Raw genomic sequence first — 22,291 nt, forward strand, 5'->3', positions numbered from 1 at the left:
TGCGGTGACCGCAGCGGCGAGCGCCGCCGCCCGACGGAGCCGGGCGGCGCTTCCATGCCGAGCGCATAGGGTGGGCCGGTGACCAGCGAGCACGACGTGACCACCCCGCCGACCGCCGCCAAGCGGCCCGTGACGCGGACCCACCACGGCATCGACTTCGTCGACGACTACGAGTGGCTCCGGGACAAGGAGTCCCCCGACACCGTCGCGTACCTCGAGGCCGAGAACCGGTACACCGAAGCGCAGACCGAGCACCTCGGCGCGCTCCGCGACCGCCTCTTCGACGAGGTGAAGAGCCGCGTGCAGGAGACCGATCTCTCGGTGCCGGTGCGGATGGGGCAGTGGTGGTACTTCACCCGCACGAGCGAGGGCAGCCAGTACGGCGTGCAGTGCCGCGCCCCGATCAGCGGGCCGGACGACTGGACACCGCCGTCCCTCGACGAGGGTGCCGCGACCCTCCCGGGTGAGGAGGTCGTCCTCGACGGCAACGCCCTCGCCGACGGACACGACTTCTTCTCGCTCGGCACGTACGACATCAGTGACGACGGCAGCCGCCTCGTGTACGGCGTCGACGTCGAGGGCGATGAGCGGTACACGCTCGCCGTCCGCGACCTCGAGACCGGGCAGGACCTCGCCGACACGATCCCGAACACCGGAGCCGGCGCGACGTTCGACCCCTCCGGTCGGTACGTCTTCTACCCGACGGTGGACGAGTCCTGGCGCCCGGACCGCATCTGGCGGCACGAGGTCGGAACTCCCGCCGAGGCCGACGTCGTCGTGTTCGAGGAGCCGGACGACCGGTACTGGGTCGGCGTCGGGGTCACCCGCTCGTCGCAGTACATCATCATCGAGCTCGGGTCGAAGATCACGGCGGAGGCGCTCGTCCTCGACGCATCCGACCCGACCGGCGAGTTCCGCGTCGTCTGGCCGCGCCGCGAGGGCGTGGAGTACGAGATCGAGCACGCCATCGTCGGGGGCAGCGACCGTCTGCTCGTCCTGCACAACGACGGTGCCGAGAACTTCGAGCTGGTCGACGTCCCCGCGGACGACCCCACCTCGGCGTCCGACCGCCGGGTCGTCGTCGCGCACAACCCGGAGCGTCGCATCGAGTCGGTGGACGCGTTCGCCGGGCACCTGGCGCTCGAGTACCGCTCCGAGGCACTCCCCCGGATCGCCGTCATCCCGATCGAGGGCGTCGGCTACGGCGAGCCGCACGAGGTGCCCTTCGACGAGGCGCTGTTCTCGGCCGGGCTCGGCGGCAACCCCGAGTGGGACCAGCCGACCCTCCGCCTCGGGTACACGTCCTTCGTGACCCCGTCCGAGGTGAGCGACCTCGACCTCGCGACCGGACAGGTGACCGTCCTCAAGCGGCAGCCGGTGTTGGGCGGGTACGACCCGGCCGACTACGTGCAGGAGCGTGACTGGGCGACCGCGGCCGACGGCACCCGGGTCCCGATCTCGCTGGTCTGGCGCAAGGACGCTGTGGACGCGGACGCCCCGGCGCCGTTGCACCTGTACGGCTACGGGTCGTACGAGCACTCGATCGACCCGGGCTTCAGCGTCATGCGCCTGTCGATGCTCGACCGTGGGGTCGTCTTCGCGGTCGCGCACGTCCGCGGTGGTGGTGAGATGGGCCGGCACTGGTACGAGGACGGCAAGACCCTGACGAAGAAGAACACCTTCACGGACTTCGTCGCCGTCGCCGAGCACCTCATCGACACCGGTCGGACGAGCGCGGACCAGCTCGTGGCCGAGGGCGGGAGCGCCGGTGGGCTCCTGATGGGCGCCGTCGCGAACCTGGCCCCCGAGCGCTTCGCGGGCATCCTCGCCGCGGTGCCGTTCGTCGACGCGTTGACGAGCATCCTCGACCCTGACCTCCCGCTGACCGTCATCGAGTGGGACGAGTGGGGCGACCCGTTGCACGACGCCGAGGTCTACCGGTACATGAGCGAGTACTCGCCGTACGAGAACGTCCGCGACGACGTGCAGTACCCGCGCATCCTCGCCGTGACCTCCATCAACGACACCCGGGTGCTGTACGTCGAGCCCGCGAAGTGGACCGCGAAGCTCCGCGAGGTCGGGGCACCTGTGCTCCTGAAGACCGAGATGGCTGCCGGGCACGGTGGTGTCAGCGGCCGGTACGACTCGTGGAAGGAGCGGGCGTTCGAGCTGGCCTGGCTGCTCGACGTCCTCGGGCTCGCCGACGTCTCCCCCGCCGCGGCGACGGCGAACCCGATCGCGGCGGGCTGACACCGCCCCGGAGCCGACACGACGACGGCGCGCACCCTGATCGGGTGCGCGCCGTCGTCGTCTCGGAGTTCGACGTCAGACGCGGTCCAGCGCGTGTACCGCCTCGTCGTAGGACTCCTCCGCCAGCCGCACCCGGTCGCCCGCGAGGACGCCGTACCCGAACGTCCCCTCACCGCCGCGCTCGGCGATCCCGGACTGCACACGCAGCTGCTCGAGCGCGTGCAGGGACCGCACCCGCTCGGTGAGGACGTCGGCTGCCGTGCCGATGCGCTTCCAGAGGGCGTGCGGGAACGCGTCGTCGCCGAGGACGTCCATCGCCATCCGGGCGCGGAGCGTCGCGTGCCACGCGCGCTCGGTCGCCTCGCGGTCGCCGGTCTCGTCGGCAGGGTCGTCCCCGACGGCGGCCCGGACGAGCTCGCGGACGCGCGGCTTCTCGACGGCGGACACGTCCTGCGCGACCTGCTTCGGATCGCGCAGGGCCCACGTCGTCGGCTGCGGACGTTCGACGGCGTCGTCGAGGGCCTCGAGGAGTTCGAGGAACGACTCCTCGTGGAGGGCGAGCACGACTTCACGGGTGGCGTCGTCCCGGCGCTGCCGGGTGGAGGCGAGGATGCGTTCGCGGGTGACCGAGTCGACGAGGGCCTCCTGTGCCGGGCTCGACGCGCGTGGCAGTCGGTCGACCAGGTACTCGGCGAGTGCGGCCCGCGCCGTGACCGCTGCGAGGGTGTCGGCCGCTGCGGCGGCACGGTCCATGGTGTCCCCGTCGGCGAAGGCGGGCCGGTAGGAGCCGAGGACGGCGGCGATGCCGAGTGCGGTCTCGGCCGTCTCGGTGAGGTCGGTGGGCGCACCGGACCGGAGCCGGGCCTCCTGTCGGAGCAACGCGGTCCGCAGCTTGCGGAGCCGCTTGGTGAGTGCACGCGCCGCGGTGCCCTTCTGCGGCTTCTCCTCGGTCTGGAGGCGCGGTGCCGGTGCGCCGGCGAGCCCGCGTGCCAACTTGGACGCGACGGCCGCGGGGCCGGCGCCGACGGCGGCGAACCGGTCGTCGAGGGCGGCGAAGAGCTCGCTGGCGACCTGTGCGTCCACACCCTCGACGGCCTCGACCTCGACCTCCCGCCAGGTGCTCGCGTCGGCCGGTGCGTCGGCGTCGAGGCGTTCGGCGACGACCCGGTCGTCCGCGAGCTCGGCGATCTGGTCGCCGTCTTCGTCGAGCAGTCGTGTGACGGTGCGGGTGGTGGTGATCCGGACGACCGGGTGCAGGCCGCGGCCCCGGCGCTCGGTGAACAGGGCGGCGAGGACCTCGTCGGGAACGGTGTCCGGGTCGTCGGTGAGCGGGAAGTGCTGCTCGTGCCGGACGGTGTCGGACTCGGCGCGCTTGATGTGCCAGCCGGCGTCGTGCCCCCCGGTGCGGCGGCGGACGGTGACGTGCGCGGCGACGAGGTCGTACCGCTGCGTGTCCCAGTAGGTGGCGTCGAGCTGGAAGGGCTCCTGGTGCTCGATGCGCATGACGCCACCGACTCCGATGAGGTCGGGCAGTGCCGCGCCGTCGGGTAGGTCGTAGGTGCGCTCGATCTCGAGGTGGGTGTCGCTCACACGGTCTTGTCTACCAGGGTGACGGCGTGCTCCTCACCGCGGGTGCTTCGACTGGACCGGGCGGTCCGCCAGGCGAGGAACCCGGCGACGACCACCGAGAGCCCGGGCAGGGAGACGATGCACGGCTGCAGCCGGATCTGCACGACCGCCCACAGCGCGCCGCTCTCGACCAGGGTGGCCACTCCGAGCGGGAGCAGCAGGAGCAGCCACGCGCGTCGTGGTGCCTCGATCGCGACGAGCCAGCCGGCGAGCGCGAGGAGGAACGGCAGCACCGCCGGGAGGATGCTGACGGGCCAGCCGGAGTCCGGGACGACGAGCGGGGTGACGACTGCACCGGCCGCAGCGGCGGCGACCAGCGCGGCGCCGAGGCGACGGCGACCGGGACCCGATCCGGACAGGAGCAGGGCCGCCGCGGTCACCGCTGCCCCCGGCACCAGGTACGACAGGAGCCAGATGCCGACCAGACCGACGGTGCGGTCGAGGTCGCTCTCGTACCCGTAGTTGGGCTGCAGGATCAGCCACGGTCCTGTCATCAGGATCGCGAGGACGGCGACCGTGACCAGCACGGGAACGGTGCGGATGGTGTGCGGTGTCGCCGCTGTCGAGAACGGTGTGGTGGTCATGGTCTCTCCCCAGGTGGTACGCCGAACCCCTCGGCGGTGGAACAGTGCGGTGGTCAAGGCGCCGAACGCCAACGCCGTCGGCGAGAGCCCGAAGTCGGCCGCGTCGCGCAGGTCCGCCTGCCACTGCTCGCGCCGGACAAGGCGGTGCTCGGCGGGTGAGATGGCCACTGCGGTGGCGACGAGGGCGCGACCGAGCGCGGTCACGAGGTCACCGGGCGGGAGCTCGGGCGCGCTGCGGGACGGGCGGCTGCGGCGTCGGCTGCTCGTCGGGCGTCGATGAGCTCGGCCGCTGCCTGTCGTCCGTCGGCGGTGAACTCGTAGAGGCGGCGTCGGGGGCCGGAACGCTCGGCGTCGTCGTCCCAGCTGGAGTCGATCCATCCCTGACGCTCGAGTCGTTCGAGGATCGGGTAGACCGTGCCGGACGGCCGTCCGATCACCTTGATGAGTTGCAGACCCCAGGCCGGGCCCTCTGCCGCGAGCAGGGCGGCGACGACGTCGAGCGTCGGAGCGGTGACGCGGAGCAGCGGTTCCATGTTTGTAACCTAGCTATGTAGGACAAGCCGGTCAAGGGCTTCCCGGGGAGCGGGGCGAGAATGAGCACATGAGCGAGACGATCACCCGTGACGCGTTCGTGCCCGAGGCCGGCGGCGTCACCATGTTCACCACGAGCTGGTGCGGCTACTGCGCCCGGCTGAAGAACCAGATGACCAAGGCCGGTGTGCCGTTCCGCGAGGTCGACATCGAGCAGACGCCGGGCACCGCCGAGCTGGTCGCCGAGGTCAACGGCGGCAACCAGACCGTGCCGACCCTGGTGTTCCCGGACGGCAGCACCGCGACGAACCCGTCCCTGGCGGAGGTCCAGTCGCGCGTCTGACGCGCACGGCACTCCCGCACCCCGCGCGAGCCGCACACGAGCACGCGCCGCACAACGGACAACGCGCCCCGTTCCGACGGGGCGCGTTGTCCGTTGCGGGGCGCGGAGCCGAGCCGCTAGCGGCTGAGGGCGTCCATCAGCAGCGCGGCCATGGCGTCGAGCTGGATGTCGCCGGAGTCGACGACCTCTTCGTCGGAACCGTCGAGCGCCCGCGCGGCCAGCCCGGCCTTGCTGTCGATGAGCTCGGCGATCTTCGTGTCGATCGTCTGCGCGGCGATGATGCGCCACGCGGTGACGGGCTCCTCCTGCCCGATCCGGTGCACGCGGTCGATCGCCTGGGTCTGCTCGGCGCTCGTCCACGACAGCTCGGCGAGGACGACGTTGGACGCCACCTGCAGGTTGAGGCCGACGCCCGCCGCGGTGAGCGAGCAGACGATGACGGCGACGTCCGGGTCGTTCACGAACGAATCGATCTCGGCCGTGCGCTGCGTCGGGGTCTGGTCGCCGCGGATCGTCGCGGTGCGCAGGTGCCGACGGGCGAAGACCTCCTCGGCCTGGTCCATCACGTCGAGGTGCTTCGCGAAGAACACGACCTTGCCGACGTTCGAGGCGAGCTGCGCCGCGTAGTCCGCCGCGAGCTGGGCCTTGGCACGGCCGATGCGCCGCACCATCGAGAAGACGTTCTCGCCGGTGGACGAGGCGTCCTGGTCCTCGAGCTCCCAGCGGGCGACCTGGCGGACGAGCTTCTCGTCGATGCCGACCACCGGGTCCTGTCCGGTGCGGGCCGCGAGCGCCTGGTGGTACCGCTTGACGAGCTTCGCGGTGAGCTCGCGCTCTGCGTCGCGGATGGAGCGGCCCTCGTCGCCGTCGAGTTCGACCGGGATGTCGGCGATCCGGCGGGCGGGGATGTCCGCGGCGACGTCGACCTTCCGGCGTCGGACGATGCCGAGGTCGATCACGGCCTTCCGCGCCTCCGTGAAGAAGCCCTGGTCGGCCGGGGTGAGCCCGATCTCCTCGAGCTCGTTCATGAGCTGCGCGCGGGGCTTCTTGTCGTCGATCCAGCCGAGGAACTCCCAGATGGTGCGGAAGTCCTCGACGGAGTTGATGAGCGGGGTGCCGGTGAGGGCCATGAGCAGCGGGTTCGCCGTGCGCTCGCGGATCTTCTCGGCGAGCTGCAGCACGAACTTCGAACGCTGCGACTCCTTGTTCTTGATGAAGTGCGCCTCGTCGACGACCATGCCCTTGAAGCCGAACGTGCCGAGCCAACCGACGTGCCGGTCGAGGATCTCGTAGTTGACGATGAGGATGTCCGCGAACCCGTCGAGGTCCTGGCCGTCACCGTGGATGACGGTCGCACGGTGGTTCGGGACCCAGCGCTCGGCTTCACGCGCCCAGTTCGTCTTGACGACGTTCGGGACGACGACGAGCAGCGGGAAGGCCTTGGCCGCGTCCGCCGCGAGCAGCGACTGCGCGGTCTTGCCGAGACCCGGCTCGTCGGCGAGCAGGAACGTGCGGTGTCCCTGCGCGGCGGCGGTGACGAGCTCGGCCTGGTGCTTCATCAGGGTCACACCGGAGGGCGTGTGCAGCGAGGACGGTTCGGGCAGCGGCATCGAGGCAGCTCCCCCGCCGGCGCCGTACTCGAAGGACTTGAACAGGGGGCCGAACAGTTCCCAGTTCGCCAGCCGGCGCGGGTGCGCGACGGGCTGGTCGGCGAGGGCGAAGTCCGGCGGCAGGAACGGGTTCGCGAGCTGGCGCTGCACGACGGCCTGGGGCACCACGGCGCGTTCGGGGGTCTCGACCGCGGCGGCGGGCTCGGTCGCGATGACGAGGTCCTCGGGCTGGAGCTCCATGCCGGCGGCGATCATCATGTCGCGCTTGACGGTGCGGGTGGCCTCGGAGACCGCTGCCTCCTCGGTGAGGAGCTGGATGACGCTGGTGTCGCGGGCGGCGGTCTTCGCCAGGATCGTGGCGACACCGTCGAGACGCTTGAGTTGCTCGGCGCGCTGGGCGTCGGTGAGGGTCGTGTCCGCCTTCACGCGGGCACGCTCCTCGCGCATGAGCAGGGCGACCGCCTGGAACTTCGTGCGGTTCGTGGCCTTGAGGGCTCCACGCTGCGCGGCGGCCTCGACCTCGCGGACGGCGCGGGCGAGGACGGGGATGAGACCGTCGTTGTCGAGCGGCCGGGTCCGGCGCGACGCCGTCCGCGTGCCACCGGCAGCGCGGCGGGTACCTGATCGAGCCAAGGCTCCTCCTGTTCCGCCCTCGTCGGGGCGAGCCACCCGGTACGGGCGGAAGTCGTGTCGGTGCGTCCGTCGCACCCGGGTCCACCACGGGCCGCCGTGGCCCGCAGTACACCGGATCGTCCGGCTGACCGCATCGAGGGCCCAGGGTGTGGGCCGGTGGTCGATGTGCCGGTCTGCGCGGGGGTCCGGCGCCGTCACACGCACGCCCCGTCCTGGGTGTGCCCCAGCGAACTCCGACCACCGGGAGGCCACGCCTCGGAAGGCCTGCCCCGAGCGGTCCGAACTCAGACGACGCGGATCCGGTGCCCGCACCGGTCAGGTGACCGGTCGTCGCGTCAGGAATCGACGCCACATGCGAACACGCGGTGCGTGCGCGGTCAGTTTACTCCCCAGCCGTCGACGGGGGCGACTCTCCACAGCCCGCGCGTGGCGGGCCTCCCGGCGGGACGCTGCCGATTCGGTCGCGTCCGGAGCAGTGCCCGGCAGCGGCCGGCCCCGCAGGCGACGAGCGACGGACGCTCAGACGCGCGGCGCGGACCGCGGACGGCCGGTGCCGGACGGGAGGCTCGGGGCCGGTTCCGCCAGCGCGGCCCGCGTCGCCGCGAGCAGCTGTTCCGCCGTCGCGATCCCGTTCGCCGACCCGGTCGTGGCCTGCCCGCCGGCGTGGGCGAGGAGCTGCGCGCCGATCGCGGGACCGATGCGCTCAGCCTCCTGCGGGTTGCGCGCCACCCAGTCGCGGGCGACGGCGTCCGCGAGGCGCTCGGCAGCCGCACCGCGCTCGGCGTCCCCTCGTGACCGGTGCCACAGCCCGGTGACGACGAGGTGCGCGACCACGGCACCGATGTCCCGCACCGGGTGCCCCCACCCCGCGGTGTCGATGTCGAGCAGCCCCGAGATGCGCCAGGGCTCGTCCTCGTCGACGAACACCTGCTCGAGGTGCAGGTCCCCGTGCACGACCTGCTTCGCTCCGGCGGCCCAGCCGATCGACCGACGTCCGATGGCGTCGTACAGGCGGTCGATCTCCTCGGCCTCCGCCGGCAACGCGGTCGTCAGGGTCCGGCGGTGCCAGTCGGCGTGGTCCATCGCGTCGGCGCGGGCCTGCTGCGTCATCGGCACGGTCGCGATCCGCCCGGTGAGGGCGGCGAGGGACGCCACGAACCGTGGGTCGTCGGCGATCTCGGTGATCCGGCTGCCCGCTGGTACGCCGCGGACGAGTTCGAGGACGAGCAGCCCGTCGCCGCGGCTCGACAGCACACGTGGGACCGGCAGGCCGGCTGCGGCGAACTGCTCGTGCGTCCGGACGATCGGGGCGACGCGGTGTGGGCGGACGATCTTGATGAACAGGGTCCGCTCCGGTGCGTCCACGCGGACGACTGCACGCTTGCCGGGCCGGTAGGCGGCGACCGTCAGCGTCGGGTTCGTCACCGGCATCCCGAGCGTGGTGAGGAGCTCCGCGACGGCGTCACGGTACGTCACCTGCGGCAGGACCGGGAGGCCCGGGTCGTTCGGGTAGGCCCACACCGACACCGGGTCCCCGGTGGCGGGGTCGGTGACGATGGCACTGTTCTGGTCGTGCGCACCGCCGGTGTCGACGTACGTCAGGACGGTGGCACGCTGACCGGCCCGGTCGACCGTGTCCACCTCGTACCCGTACAGGTACCCGTTGCCGGACGGTTCGACCGAATGCGCGCGGGCGGCCACGACGGTCGTCCCGGACCCGGCGAAGGCCTCGGGGATGACTCGCTCATGGTTCGGCCACACAGCGACAGTCAACCGTGTCGCCGGGGTTTCGTCGCGTTCGTGCACGGCTCGGCGTGCGGCTCGTGGCTACCGTGGAGGGGTGAACCCGGTCGCGCGCCTCCGCAGCTCGAGCCGCACCCCGTTCCTGCAGGTCGTGAAGACCGCGGTGGCGGTGGTCGCGGCGGTGCTCCTGTGCGAACTCCTCATCCGCGGGCCCTTCCCGACCTTCGCCGCCATCGCCGCGCTGCTCGTGGTGCAACCGAGCATCAACCAGTCGTTCGTGAAGGGCCTCGAGCGGAGCGCCGGGGTCCTGCTCGGGGTGGTGCTGGCGACCGGGGTGCACCTGCTCCTCGGCGATGCCGTGGCGGTCGTCCTGCTCGTCGTCGTCCTCGCGATCCTGCTCGCCTGGGCGCTGCGACTCACCCCGACGTCGGCGACGCAGGTCGGCATCAGCGGGATGCTCGTGCTCACCGCCGGGGTCGTCACCCCGAACTACTCGGCCGACCGGATCCTCGAGACCGTGATCGGCGCGGTGGTCGCCCTCGCGGTGAACGCCGTCATCGTGCCGCCGGTGCTCCTCGAGCCCGCCCACCTCGCCGCCGCCCGGCTCGCGCGGGACACCGCCGCCGCCTTCGAGCGGATCGCCGTCGGGCTCACCGAGGGGTGGGACGCTGCACGGTGGGACGAGGCCCTGCTGCAGGCGCGGGCACTCCGGCAGCAGCACGCCCGGACCGAGGCGGCGCTGACGTCGGCCCGGGACTCGCTGACGATGAACCCGCGCGGGGGTCGACACCGCACGATCCTCGAGCGCGACGTCGCGGTCGCCGAGCACCTGCGCGTCCTCGTCACCCGGGTGACCGGCATGACCCGCGCCGTCCGGGACAACACCGCTCCGGACCTCCGCGCGGACCCGATGGTCGGCCGGATCGCCACCGAGGTCGCCCGGATCGGCGCGGACGTCCGTCGTCTCGGCGCGCAGGTGGAGTCCGCGCGCCTGACGCCGGGCGAGCTCGCCGACGGGCAGGACGACACGGACCTCGAGCACGCGTTGACGGCGCCGCTCGAGGTGGTCCGCCCGAACTCCCGACACTGGGTGCTCATCGGTGCCCTGCTCGAGGACGTCCGACGGGTGCGTGAGGAGCTCCTCGGCGAGGACGACTGACGCCCGACGGGCGCTGACGACGAGCGCGGACGGCCGACGGGCGTTTCAGCGGACGGGTTCGCCCGCTGCGTTCGCGGCCTCGACCGCGGTCGCCAGCACGTCGACCCACACTTCGGACGCCGGCCAGGCCGGGTCGGAAGTGACCACCTCGACGTCGGCGAACCGGCGGATCTCGGCGACCACGGCCTCCTGTCCGGCGGTCCGTGCCGCTCGACCCGCGCTGTCCGGCACGGCCGTGCGCAGGTAGGCGACCACGCGGTCGCGGTGTGGTCCGTCCGACGAGCCGAGGCTGACGACGCCCTTCCAGGCGGCGTCGAGTTCGGCGCGCAGGCGGACGATCTCCGGAAGGTCCGGGTCGTGCATCGTGCCCCCAAGTACAGGACGGTCTGTCGGGTACAGCGTCCGAGGCGGAGCATAGCAACGACGGGGGTACTGTCAGTACCCGTCAGTCTCGGGTGTCCACTGACCGCAGCTCGGCAGCAGCGGGCTGTGACGCTGCTCAGGCGTCGCGCAGCCGGATCCGCCCACACGGTCCGTGTTCGATGCCACGATGGTCGCAGGAGGTCCAGATGCGCTTGTTGGTGGTCGAGGACGACGACGAGATGCGCGCGCTCATGGAGCGCGGGCTCGCCGCCGAGGGGTACCGCGTCACCGCGGTCGAGAACGGCGTGGAGGCGCTCATCGCCCTGGGCGAGCAGGCCTACGACATCGCCGTGGTCGACGTGATGATGCCCGGCATGTCCGGATTCGAGCTGGCGCGCCGCGTCCGCGAGCGTGAGGACCCGGTCCGGATCCTGCTCGTCACCGCGCGCGACGCCGTCGACGACCGGGTCTTCGGGCTCGACGCCGGCGCCGACGACTACCTCACCAAGCCCTTCGCGTTCGCCGAGCTCACCGCTCGCCTCCGTGCCCTCGGTCGCCGCGAACCCGCCGGCGCTCCCCGGACCATCGAGGTCGGGGACGTCTCGATCGACTCCGAGGCCCGACGCGTCTCCGTCAAGGGCCAGCGAGTCGCCATGAGCCCGACGGAGTTCGCGCTGCTGCGCTTGCTCGCACGTTCGGTCGGCACCGTCGTCGACCGTCCGAAGATCCTCGAAGAGGTCTGGGACGGGTCGCAGCACGTCGACCCGAACGTCGTCGAGCAGTACATCTCGTACCTGCGGAAGAAGCTCGTCGCGCACGAGGCGACGGTCGTCATCAGCACCGTGCGCGGTCGCGGCTACCGACTCGACCTCGTCAGCGCCTGACGACCGCGTGATGCGGTCGGACGACGGGGAGACCGCGCGACGGACTCCAGGGTCGCGCGTGGCTCCGGGGTGGCGCCGTGGGCCGGGGACCAGGTGGCTGCGGACGTCGCGTCCGTCGTCGTCGCGGTCGCTGTCCCTGCGGTCGCTGTCCCTCCGTGCCCGGATCACCATCGGGTCGACCGTGATCGCGGCCGTCGTCATCGCGCTGCTCGTGCTCGTGATGCGTCTGCAGGTCGTCAACGTCGTCGCGAGTGCCACCGAGACCCTGCTCGACGCCGACACCGACCCGTACGTCGCCACGCTCGAGGTGGACAGCGACCCGAACCTCTCGCCGCCCGGCAACGCCCAGTTCGTCGCCGTCGTCTCCCCCACCGGCGACATCACCCTCTCCTCGATGCCCCGCCGGCTCGAACAGTCGCTCGGCAGCCTCCGCACGACGCCCGCGGGCACCTCGGTGGTCGAGCTCGGCGGGTCCCAGTACCGTGTGGTCGTCGAACACCCGGTCAACCAGGCCGGACGGTGGACCGTGGTCGCCGCCCGCAACTCGCAGGCCGAGGCGATCGTCGTCGACGAGCTCACCACCACCCTGTCGTTCACCGGGTTGGCGATCCTCCTGGCCTTCGGCGTCGCGTCGTGGGTACTCGCCACCACCGCCCTCCGACCGGTCAACCGGATGCGCCGCGAGGCCGAACGACTCTCCGTCGCCTCGGAGCGCGCCGAACTGCCGGTCGGGCCGGCGCAGGACGAGCTCGCGTCGCTCGCGACGACCCTCAACGCCTTCCTCGCCCGGACGCGGCAGGCCACCGAGCGCGAACGGCAGATGGTGTCGGACGCCAGCCACGAGCTCCGTACGCCGCTCGCGATCCTCACCACGCAGCTCGACCTCGCCGCCCTCGACCGCGGCGACGCGCGTGCCCTCGCCGCGCACATCGAGCGTGCGAAGAACAGCGTCGCCCGGCTCTCCCGACTGGCGAACGACCTGCTCACGCTGTCCCGCATCGAGGAGTCGGAACGCCGTGCCGCCGACGGTGCGCCGCAGTCCGCCACGTCCTGGTCCGACCTCGGTGACGAGGTGATGGCCGCCGTCGACCGGGTCCGGCTCATCGCGAGCGCGAAGGACGTCACCGTCGACTTCGAACTCGAGCCGCCGGTTCCGGTCGACGGCCCCGACGGGAGCGGCTCCGGCTCGGGGTCCCGTTCGGGTTCCGGTTCCGGTTCCCGTTCCGGTCCCGGTCCCGGTCCCGACGAGCCGCGGTACCGGCTCGACACCGGGGGGATGGCGCAGCTCGTCACGAACACCGCCGGGAACGCGGTCGCTGCGCTCCCCCGCGGCGGCACCGTGCTCGTCACGTGGCGGGCGGCCCCCGGCGAGGGCGTGCTGTGGGTCACCGACGACGGGCCCGGCGTGCCGGAGTCGTTCGTGCCCGTCGCGTTCGACCGCTTCACCCGGCCCGACGAAGCCCGCACCTCGCGCCGCGACCCGGACCCGGCGACCGGCGGGATCCCGATGCCGGGCGGGTCCGGCCTCGGACTCGCGATCGTGCGCGCGGTCGCGGAACGGGCGGGAGGCTCGGCCTCCCTCCGCAACCTGCCGGCCGGTGGTCTCGAGGTGACGGTGCGGGTGCCGGAGGTGCGAGGAGCGCCGGCGGTGCGGGCAGCGCACTGAGCCGCTGTCGGCCGGTGTTCCTGGGGGCGTCCCCTTCGTGACGGCACGGCCGGTGTGCCCGTCCTGCCTGCGTCCGTCCTGCCCGCGTCCGTCTGCCCGCGTCCGTCTGCCCGCGTCCGTGTCACTGGAAGTCCCGCGACCGGGTCCGGACGGCGAGCGGCAGGTGCTCGATCCGGTCCGCGACGAGGTTGACCACCCCGTCCGGCGACCGCTCGAGGATGCCCCGCACGATGACCGCCGGGGACTCCCGCGCCACCCGTCGGTACCGCCCCCACACCCCGACGCTGCAGATCACGTTCACCAGGCCGGACTCGTCCTCGACGTTGAGGAAGGTGATCCCCGATGCCGTCGCGGGACGCTGCCGGTGCGTCACGATGCCGCCGACCTCCACGCGCCGACCGGTCTCCGCCGTCCGGGTGTCTTCGACGCTGAGCACACCCCGCGCCGACAACCGCTCGCGGAGGTGCCCGACGGGGTGGTCGTCGGTGGACATCCCCGTGGACCACATGTCCGCGATGAGGACGTCACCGCTCGTCATCTGCCCGAACAGCGGCGGTTGCACGACGACCTGCGTGTCCGGCAGCTGGTCGGGCCGTTCCGCCGCCGCCTGTGCCGCCGACCACATGCCACCACGTCGGTCGATCCCGAGTGACTCGAACGCGTCCGCGGCCGCGAGCGCCTCGAGCTGCGCGGTCGTGAGGCCGACCCGACGGGCGAGGTCGGACATGTCCGTGAACGGGCCGTTCGCCCGGCGTTCGGCGACGATCCGCTCAGCGCTCCGGCGACCGAGCGACGCCACCTCGGCGAGTCCCAGCCGCACGGCGAAGGCGCCGTCGCGACGGTGGTCGGCGGTGTCGTCCGGAGCATCCCGGTCGAAGGGCAGCACCGGTGGCTGTTCGGTGGCGAGGCACGCGTCGTGTCCGCCTGCCGTGGGCCCGCCGGCGGTGGCCGCGTCTGCCGTGGCCGCGTCCGTGTCCGTCCGACCCTCGATCGGCTCGAGCGTCGCATCGACCTCCGACCGCAGGATGTCCGGCCGGAGCACCCGCACACCGTGCCGTCTGGCATCGGCGACGAGGGTCTGCGGCGAGTAGAACCCCATCGGCTGTGCCCGGAGCAGCGCCGCCAGGAACGCGCCCGGGTAGTGCAACCGCATCCAGGCGCTGGCGTAGACGATGAGCGCGAAGCTGATCGAGTGGCTCTCCGCGAAGCCGAAGTTCGCGAACGCCTGGATCTTGGCGTAGATGGCGTCGGCGTCCTCGCCGTGGATGTCGTTCTCCGCCATCCCCCGGTAGAGCTTCTCGCGCAGACGGTCGATCTTCTCGAGGCCGCGCTTGGACCCCATCGCCCGCCGGAGCAGGTCGGCGTCGTCGCCGGAGCAGTTGCCGACGGCGATGGCCATCTGCATGAGCTGCTCCTGGAACAGCGGCACCCCGAGCGTCCGTTCCAGCACCGGTTCGAGAGCGGGGTGGATGTAGGTCACCGGTTCCTCACCGGTGCGTCGACGGATGTACGGGTGCACCGCGCCGCCCTGGATCGGCCCGGGACGTACGAGGGCGACCTCGATCACCAGGTCGTAGAACCGGCGCGGCAGCAGCCGGGGCAGCGTGCCCATCTGCGCTCGGGACTCGACCTGGAAGACGCCGATCGTGTCGGCCCGGCAGAGTTGGTCGTAGACGCCCTGCTCCTCCTTCGGGATGGAGTGCATGTCCCACCGCTCCCCGCAGTGCTCGGCGGCCAGGTCGAACGAGTACTGCAGGGCGGCGAGCATGCCGAGCCCGAGCATGTCGAACTTGACGAGTCCCATGTAGGCGCAGTCGTCCTTGTCCCACTGCAGCACGGTCCGACCGTCCATCCGGGCGTGCTCGATCGGCACGACCTCGCCCACCGGCCGGTCGGTCAGGACCATCCCGCCGGAGTGGATGCCGAGGTGCCGCGGGAACCCGAGGACCTGCTGGGCCAGGTCGACCACCGGCTCCGGGATGTCGTGGTCCTGGCTCTCGGTGACCGACCCCCACCGTTCGACCTGCTTCGACCAGGCGTCCTGCTGGCCGGGGCTGTGGCCGAGTGCCTTCGCCATGTCCCGCACGGCCCCCTTCGGCCGGTAGGTGATGACGTTCGCGACCTGCGCCGCGTTGAACCGGCCGTACTTGTCGTAGACGTACTGGATGACCTCTTCCCGCCGGTCGGAGTCGAAGTCGACGTCGATGTCGGGTTCCTCGTCGCGCATGGCCGACAGGAACCGTTCGAACGGCAGCCCGTACCGGATCGAGTCGACGGCGGTGATCTCGAGCAGGTAGCAGACCGCCGAGTTCGCGGCCGAGCCCCGACCCTGGCACAGGATCCCCCGCCCGCGGGCGTACTGCACCATGTCCCGCACGATGAGGAAGTACCCGGGGAACCCCTTGTCCTCGATGACCGCCAGTTCGCGTTCGATGCGCTCCCGCTTGTGGGCGTCGACACCGTCCGCGTCGCCGGGGTAGAACCGGCGGGCTCCTCGCCAGGTGAGTTCCCGGAGCCAGCTCATCGGCGTGTGGCCCTCGGGCACGTCGAGGTCGGGCAGCCCGGGCTTCGCCGTCTTCAGCTGGAAGCCGAGTTCGTCGGCGAGCACCACGCTCTGCTCGACGGCACCCGGCCACCGGGCGAACCGCCGGGCCATCTCGGCGCCCGAGCGCAGGTGCGCGGTGTCGGCGGCCGGCAGCCACCCGTCGATCTCGTCGAGGCTGCGCCGGGCCCGGACAGCGGCCAGTGCGGTCGCCACCGGGAACCGGTCGGGGGTCGCGTAGTGCACGTTCCCGGTCGCCACGACCGGCAGCGCGTGCCGGGCGGCGAGCGCGGCGAGGACGTCGTTCCGGGCACTGTCGAGCGGATGGCCGTGGTCGGAGAGTTCCACGACGACGGCCCCGGTGCCGAACCGGTCCAGCAGTGCCCGGAGTGCCCGCTCGGCAGCGCTCTCCCCGTCGCGTTCGAGGGCCTGTCTGACGGTGCCCTTCCGACAGCCGGTGAGCACCCGCCAGCGTCCACCGGACCGCTCCGCGAGGTCGTCGAGGTCGTAGCGGGGACGCCCTTTCTCGGAACCGGCGGCGAGGTGCGCGGCCGTCACCGCGCCGGCCATCCGGTGGTACCCGTCCTGCCCGTCGGCCAGGAGCAGCAGGTGCGAGCCCTCCGGGTCCGGGACGCCGTTCTGGGGTTCCGTCAGCCCGAGGGACAGTTCGGCACCGTAGACGGTGGTGACACTCGGGTACGTCTCGGCGACCTCGGCCATCCGCGCAGCACCGTAGAAGCCGTCGTGGTCGGTGATCGCCAGGCCGTGCAGGCCCAGGCGTGCGGCCTCTTCCAACAGGTGTTCCGGTGGGCTCGCACCGTCCAGGAAGCTGAAGGTGGAGTGCGCGTGGAGTTCGGCGTACGGCACGGCGGGCGGCGCGTCCGGCGCGGCGACGTCCGTCGGGCGGTACGGCGCGCGCTTCCGAGACCAGGCCGGACTGTCGCCGCCGTCGCCCTCGGGGGTCGTGCCGGGACTCCGCTTGTCGGACAGGGCGCGCTCGAACTGCGACCACGGGATCGGCGGGTTGCTGTAGCCCATCAGTGTCCGTCCTTCACGTCGCGATCGCCTCTGCCCACCAGCGGTGGTCGGCGAGGACCAGGTACCACGCCCGCCCCTCGGCGTCGACGAGTTGCAGGCGGTGCAGTCGCCGTCCGCCCGACTCCCACCACCGCACGACGAGCGGCCACGGCCCCGCCCACGCCGTGACCGGCGCGAACCGCCCACCGCGGTCACCGTCGGAGCGGAACCGTCCGGGTTCCCCGGTCAGGGCACCCCGGTCGTCGACGTCCACCGCGCCGCCGTCCGCCGTGACGACGTCCACCGGCCGGGGGCGCTCGAGGACCGTCGCCGGCGGCGGCCCGGGCAGCTTGCCGGGCCACGGACGGTCCCGAACCACCGCGAGGGCGCGTTCACCCCCGGCCGGCGCGTCGCCCCACGGCACGAGCACGATGCGCTCGGCGAGCGTGCGACCGCCGCCGATCCGCGGGGTGACGACGCCGTCGTGTCCGACCATGCCCTGCACCCGGGCCAGTCCGTGGTGCACCCGTTCGTCCGGCCCGGAGCCCCAGAGTCCCCGCTCGTGGTTCGCGACGTCGTCCACGGCGACGGGTTCGAGCACGACCGTGGTGACCGGTGCCTCGAGCCCCGTGGGGTCGACCCCGCCCGCGAGCTGCCAGCGCACCCGGTCCACCACGTCAGCGGCGTCGAACCACCGTGGGTGCGCCCACACCCGTTCGAGCAGGACGTCCCGCTCGTCGACGATGCCGACCCGGATCGTCGTCGCGACGAGCCCGGCTGCGCGGAGCTTCGCGGCGAACTCGTCAGCGGAGCGGCGGAAGGCGAAGGCGATCTGGTCGGCACGGTCGAGGGGTGGTTCGAAGGACGCCTGGACCTCGAGGTCGGGCGGGACCTCACGCGCGGAGACCTCTCGGGGGTCGCGCCCGCCGGCGAGTCGGTGCAGGAACGCACCGGGGACGCCGAACCGGTCGCGCACCTGTTCGTCGGTGAGCGCGGCGAAGTCCCCGAGCGTCGCGATCCCGAGTCGGCCGAGCACCATCGCGAGGTCGGGATCGCCGAGCACACTGAGCGGCAACGGAGCGAGGAACTCCGCCGATCCGCCCACCGGCACCATCCGGACGCGCTCCCCGGGACGCCGAGGTCGTGCCCGTGCGGCCTGTTCGGCGGCGAACGGGGTGTCGGCCACCCCGGCTCGGACCCCCGGCGCACCGTGGTCGGCCGCGATGCCCGCCAGGATCGTCGCCGCCGCCCGTTCGCCACCGTGGTAGCGCGCCGGACCGCGGGCTCGGAGCGCGATCGTGCCGGGACGCAGGACCTCGACCCCGGGTGCGGCCACCTCGATCGCGCGGATGACCGGCTCGAACGCACGGTGGTCGAGTGCGTCGTCGTAGGGCTGCGTGACGAGGTCGGTGCAGCGCGCCTGCGCTTCCCGCACGCGCAACCCCCGGACCACCCCGACCTGCCGTGCTGAAGCGGAGCTGGCGAAGACCAGGCCCTTGGCGATGAGGGCGAACGGCTGCTCCGGTGGCGTTCCGGCAGCCCGGGCGGCCGCGATGACGGGCCAGTCCGGGCACCAGAGGACGATCGTGCGGGTCGGCGGGGGTTCCGGCAGCCCCGCTCCACGGCTGAGCGCGTCGGCCCGGACCGCACCGACCCCCGGCAGACCGACGCCGGGCAGCGCGGCCCCGGCCAGCGCGGCGCCGGCACCTCCGCCCGCCTTCGGCGTGCCGACCAGCGCGCGGCGTCCGCGGGGGCTCACGAGGCCACCGCCACGGGACGCAGGACCCGTCCGTCGGCCGGCACCGCAGTGACGGCAGCCGTCGGGACCGCCGCACGGACCGAACCGTCGGCAGCGGGCAGCAGCAGTTCGGCGCTCGTCGGTCGGACCGCACCGGCACGCCCCGAGGCCGTGACGGTCACCCGCCGTTCGGTGAGGTACCCGTGACCGAGGCCGATGCCGCTCCAGCGCGACTCGGTGACCCGCAGGGTGACGTCCGCCCCCGGCCAGGACCCGAGTGCGACGAGGGCCGCCCCACGCTGCCGGAGGCGCGCGGAGAGCCGGGCGACGTCACCGGGCACCACGCGGCCGAGGGGTCGGGTGAGCACGATCTGGGCCACGTCGGCGAGGGCCGCGGTCACCGCGAGCCACTGGTCGCCCGGGTCCGGCACGAGCACGAGTCGTTCGAGGTCGATCCCCGCCGCGGCCGCCGCTTCCACGCCGAAGGACGGCACACCGACCACCGCACACCAGGCGCCTGCTGCCGAGGCCGCCTGCAGCATGGTCTGGGCGAGCAGCACGGACTCCGGGACGGCGTAGGTCCCGCCCGCGCGGATCGCACCGCCGGGCAGCAGCGGGGCGAGGGCGTCCGCGGTGGGCAGCCCGTCGGTGTCCACCCGGGTCGACTCCAGGTCGGCCACCCGGGAGCGCAGCGCGGTGATCTGGTCGAGTGCTGCCCGTGCTGCTCCGACGTGGTCCGGCCCCCGGCTGCCGTCCCCGGCCCCACGGGCACCGCCCGCGCTCCCCCGGACAGCACCGTTCCGCCCGATGTGCTCACGATCGCCGCGTCCGCGGTCGCCGCGCTCATCGGGCGACCGGAGTGCCGCCGCCGTCTGCATGCCCTCATGTTCGAACATGTGTTCGATGATGTCAACCGGCACCGACATGCCGTGGACAACTGCATCGAACACGCGTTCGAGCAGGTCACCAGTGCACCGCTGCCCCCACCCCACCGAGCACCGACACCGTCTTCGTCTCGACCTCGTCGGCCTCGTCCGCCGCGGTGGACGACCACGTCACGGCACCGCCCGCTCCGAGCGACCTCCGCCGTACGGACCCGTCCGGGTGGAGGACCGTCACCAGTGTCCGGATGGCCACCGACAGATCGACCGCCCCGTTGGCCGAGAAGTACCCGATCGCCCCCGAGTACACCCCGCGCGGCGCGCCCTCGAGCCGGTCCGCGATCGCCGTCGCACTGCGCTTCGGCGCGCCCGTCATCGACCCGGGCGGGAACGCCGCCCGCACGACCGCGGCCCGGGAGGCCCCCGACGGCAACCGGCCGGCGATCGTCGACACCATCTGGTGCACACTCGCGTACGTCTCCACGTCGCAGAGCCGCTCGACGCGTACGGACCCCGGGCGCGCCGTCCGCTGCAGGTCGTTCCGCAGCAGGTCCACGATCATGACGTTCTCGGCGCGGTCCTTCCCGCTGGCCGACAGTTCGCCACGGGTCTCGGCGTCCGCGACCGGGTCCGCCCGTCGCGGTCGGGTCCCCTTGATCGGCTCGGCCACCACAGCACCGTCGGCGTCGATGCGCAGGAAGCGCTCGGGTGACCGGCTGGCGATCCGCAGGTCACCGGTCCGCAGGTAGGCCCCGAACGGCACCGGGTCGGCCCCACGGACCCGCAGGTACTCGGCCAGGTACCGGTCACCTGCCGCCGCCGGTGCGTCCGGGACGGCGAACGCCGTCGTCAGGCACACCTGGAACGCGTTCCCCTCGCGGATCTCGTGCCGGCACGCGTCCACCGCGCGTTCGTAGACCGCTCGGTCGACGCGACCACGGGCCTCCAGGACAGGCTGGTCCGGTGCCGGCACCCCCACCGGGATGCCGGCAGTGACGTCCGGGAGGCCCGTGGTGACGTCCGCCCGGTCGCGGGACGACGCCAGGACGGATGCTCCCGGCACGGCGGACTCCCACACGAGCGGCTCCGGCACACGCAGCCCCGACGACCAGGCCCGGTTCGCCGCGGAGGCAGTCGGCTCGTCGTCGTCGACCAGCGTCACCGCCCACGCGGCACCGTCCCCCCGCACGATGACCGCACGGTCCACGAACCGGAGGTCGGCATCTGCGTGTCCGTCCGCCACCCGGTCCGGCCCGTCGACCTCACGTCCGAGCTCGTACCCGAGGAAGCCGACCCACCCGAGCGCGAACGCGCAGCCGTCGACCGGGGCGTCGAGCGCCGGTGTGCGCCGCAGCAGGTCCTCGAGGACGGTGAACGCCGGGCGCCCCTCGGCCCGGGGCGGCCCGAACCAGCGCTCGGCCGGGGGCGACACGTCGACGCGGGCGACGCGGTCCTGGTGGCGGAGGCGCGCGGCGAACGGTCCGTCCGTGAGCGCGAGGACCGACCACGCTGCGCGCGCCGCTGCCGACCCCGGTGCCCCCTCCGGCAGGGCGGAGTCGAACCACACCAGGTCCGAGGTGCTGCCGAGGGCGAGCGCCCCGAGGTCGACGGAGCCGATCCAGCGGGTCTCGAGCCGTGGCCCGGCCGACGGCACCAGGTCCCGCTCGGCCGTCAGACCGCCGAGATCGTCCATGCGGCAGCGTGGGCGGCGCCCGGCTCGAGGACGACGAGACCGGCGTCCACGTCGCCCGCGAAGGCGTCGGCGTTGAAGGCGTTCGGAGCGCAGGTCATCGGCTCGACGGCCAGACCCGCGCGGTGGTACTCGGGGACGACGTGGTCGGCGGTGTGCACCTGGGCCCATCCGCACTCCGGACCGAAGACGACCCGCACGCCGTGCCCGTCCGCGGCCGTCACGGTGACGGCCGCGGTGCCGTCCGCGCCGCGGTCGAACCCGGTGAAGGCGTGGTCGATGAAGCGCTGCCCGATCGGCGTCGGCGTGCGGAGGTCGAACTCGTCGTGCACGGGCACGAGCCCGGTCGGGATGAGGCGGTCCTCGGTGACCTCGAGCACCTCGGCCGCGGGGAGCGTCAGCGTCCAGTCGTCGACCGTCCCGGCGCCGGCGACGAGGTACGGGTGCGGGCCGGTCCCCCAGGGCGCCCGGTCGTCGCCGGTGTTCGTGCCGGTGACGGTCGTGTGCAGACCATCGGCGTCGAGCCGGTACTCCACCCGGACCTCGACCCGGTAGGGGTAGCCCTCCTGCGGCTGCACGGTCGTGGCGAGCAGCACGCGCTCGGCGTCGTGCTCGAGCACCGCGAAGTCGGTCCAGGCGACGAGCCCGTGCAGGGCGTGGGAGCGCTTGGGCTCGGTCAGGGCGAGTTCGTGCTCGATGCCACCGAAGGTGTACCGGCCGTCCACGACGCGGTTCGGCCACGGTGCCAGGACTGCACCACGGAAGACCGGACGGACGTCGTCCGCGTCGAACGTGGTGACGAGGTCACGGCCGTCGTGACGGAGCGCCCGCAACGTCGCACCGACGCTCGCGATGTCGGCGGTGTAGCCGGAGGAGGCGATCGTCGTCTGGGACCCGGACCGGGGCGCTGCGCTGCTCATGCGGTCAGCGTATCGGCCGACCGCGGCCCTCCGGGCGTCCTGACGAGGCCCTGTGGAGAAGGTGGTTCCACGAGCCCAGCGGGAATGACAGAAGCCCCGCGGCTGAAG

16 protein-coding genes are annotated in these 22,291 nt (G+C 72.9%); 5 read left to right on the forward strand and 11 right to left on the reverse strand.

Annotated elements, in window-relative coordinates; translation table 11 throughout:
• The first annotated feature begins 78 nt into the window (after positions 1–78).
• On the forward strand, positions 79–2,250 hold the full coding sequence (locus DEI83_RS07545) for a S9 family peptidase (RefSeq protein ID WP_181431122.1): 2,172 nt from the start codon (positions 79–81) through the stop codon (positions 2,248–2,250).
• Positions 2,251–2,325: 75 nt separating this feature from the next.
• Here DEI83_RS07545 and DEI83_RS07550 read toward each other — a convergent pair whose 3' ends face one another.
• Genes DEI83_RS07550 through DEI83_RS07560 form a run of 3 tightly spaced genes read right to left on the reverse strand, consistent with a single transcriptional unit; the run spans position 2,326 to position 4,996 of the window.
• Complete coding sequence (locus DEI83_RS07550; protein ID WP_111081170.1) at positions 2,326–3,840, reverse strand: CYTH domain-containing protein; 1,515 nt, start codon at positions 3,838–3,840, stop codon at positions 2,326–2,328.
• Positions 3,837–4,667, reverse strand: a complete 831-nt coding sequence (locus DEI83_RS07555) for a hypothetical protein (protein ID WP_111081171.1) — start codon at positions 4,665–4,667, stop codon at positions 3,837–3,839. Before DEI83_RS07555 ends, DEI83_RS07550 begins: the two co-directional genes overlap by 4 nt.
• Complete coding sequence (locus DEI83_RS07560) at positions 4,664–4,996, reverse strand: PadR family transcriptional regulator (protein WP_111081172.1); 333 nt, start codon at positions 4,994–4,996, stop codon at positions 4,664–4,666. The genes DEI83_RS07555 and DEI83_RS07560 overlap by 4 nt, the downstream gene beginning before the upstream one ends.
• Positions 4,997–5,064: 68 nt before the next feature.
• Between DEI83_RS07560 and DEI83_RS07565 the strand changes: the two genes are divergently transcribed.
• Positions 5,065–5,337, forward strand: coding sequence for a mycoredoxin (locus DEI83_RS07565; protein WP_022902366.1), 273 nt, complete (start codon positions 5,065–5,067; stop codon positions 5,335–5,337).
• Between the two features lie 116 nt (positions 5,338–5,453).
• Here DEI83_RS07565 and DEI83_RS07570 read toward each other — a convergent pair whose 3' ends face one another.
• Together DEI83_RS07570 and DEI83_RS07575 are read right to left on the reverse strand one after the other, a co-directional pair.
• Positions 5,454–7,580 carry a DEAD/DEAH box helicase gene (locus DEI83_RS07570; RefSeq protein WP_111081173.1) on the reverse strand — a complete coding sequence of 709 codons (2,127 nt, stop codon included), beginning with the start codon at positions 7,578–7,580 and terminating at the stop codon, positions 5,454–5,456.
• A gap of 519 nt (positions 7,581–8,099) precedes the next feature.
• On the reverse strand, positions 8,100–9,341 hold the full coding sequence (locus tag DEI83_RS07575) for an aminoglycoside phosphotransferase family protein (protein WP_146241616.1): 1,242 nt from the start codon (positions 9,339–9,341) through the stop codon (positions 8,100–8,102).
• Between the two features lie 79 nt (positions 9,342–9,420).
• On the opposite strand from DEI83_RS07575, the gene DEI83_RS07580 reads away from it, so the two are divergent.
• Entirely contained in the window at positions 9,421–10,482 is a 1,062-nt protein-coding gene (locus DEI83_RS07580; RefSeq protein ID WP_258371097.1) for an aromatic acid exporter family protein, read from the forward strand.
• A 45-nt stretch (positions 10,483–10,527) separates the two neighbouring features.
• Here DEI83_RS07580 and DEI83_RS07585 read toward each other — a convergent pair whose 3' ends face one another.
• Positions 10,528–10,845 carry a hypothetical protein gene (locus DEI83_RS07585; RefSeq protein WP_111081177.1) on the reverse strand — a complete coding sequence of 106 codons (318 nt, stop codon included), beginning with the start codon at positions 10,843–10,845 and terminating at the stop codon, positions 10,528–10,530.
• A 206-nt stretch (positions 10,846–11,051) separates the two neighbouring features.
• Between DEI83_RS07585 and DEI83_RS07590 the strand changes: the two genes are divergently transcribed.
• A complete protein-coding gene (locus DEI83_RS07590; protein ID WP_111081179.1) occupies positions 11,052–11,729 on the forward strand; it encodes a response regulator transcription factor in 678 nt (225 codons plus the stop codon).
• Between the two features lie 58 nt (positions 11,730–11,787).
• A complete protein-coding gene (locus DEI83_RS07595) occupies positions 11,788–13,395 on the forward strand; it encodes a cell wall metabolism sensor histidine kinase WalK (protein WP_258371098.1) in 1,608 nt (535 codons plus the stop codon).
• 121 nt (positions 13,396–13,516) lie between these two features.
• On the opposite strand, the gene DEI83_RS07600 is transcribed toward DEI83_RS07595, so the two are convergent.
• The 5 genes from DEI83_RS07600 to DEI83_RS07620 all read right to left on the reverse strand — a co-directional run bounded on the left by DEI83_RS07600 (position 13,517) and on the right by DEI83_RS07620 (position 22,183).
• Positions 13,517–16,975 carry an error-prone DNA polymerase gene (locus DEI83_RS07600; protein ID WP_111081183.1) on the reverse strand — a complete coding sequence of 1,153 codons (3,459 nt, stop codon included), beginning with the start codon at positions 16,973–16,975 and terminating at the stop codon, positions 13,517–13,519.
• Positions 16,976–16,988: 13 nt separating this feature from the next.
• A complete protein-coding gene (locus tag DEI83_RS07605; RefSeq protein WP_375334655.1) occupies positions 16,989–18,566 on the reverse strand; it encodes a DNA polymerase Y family protein in 1,578 nt (525 codons plus the stop codon).
• Positions 18,567–18,709: 143 nt separating this feature from the next.
• Positions 18,710–19,588, reverse strand: a complete 879-nt coding sequence (locus DEI83_RS07610; protein ID WP_258371100.1) for a hypothetical protein — start codon at positions 19,586–19,588, stop codon at positions 18,710–18,712.
• Positions 19,589–19,655: 67 nt separating this feature from the next.
• On the reverse strand, positions 19,656–21,266 hold the full coding sequence (locus tag DEI83_RS07615) for an anthranilate synthase component I family protein (protein ID WP_111081185.1): 1,611 nt from the start codon (positions 21,264–21,266) through the stop codon (positions 19,656–19,658).
• Positions 21,245–22,183: an aldose 1-epimerase family protein gene (locus tag DEI83_RS07620; protein WP_181431123.1), complete on the reverse strand. Its 939-nt coding sequence runs from the start codon at positions 22,181–22,183 to the stop codon at positions 21,245–21,247. Before DEI83_RS07620 ends, DEI83_RS07615 begins: the two co-directional genes overlap by 22 nt.
• Between the last annotated feature and the right edge of the window lie 108 nt (positions 22,184–22,291).

Source organism: Curtobacterium sp. MCBD17_021 (genome assembly GCF_003234525.1).
In the GTDB taxonomy this organism is placed as follows: domain Bacteria; phylum Actinomycetota; class Actinomycetes; order Actinomycetales; family Microbacteriaceae; genus Curtobacterium.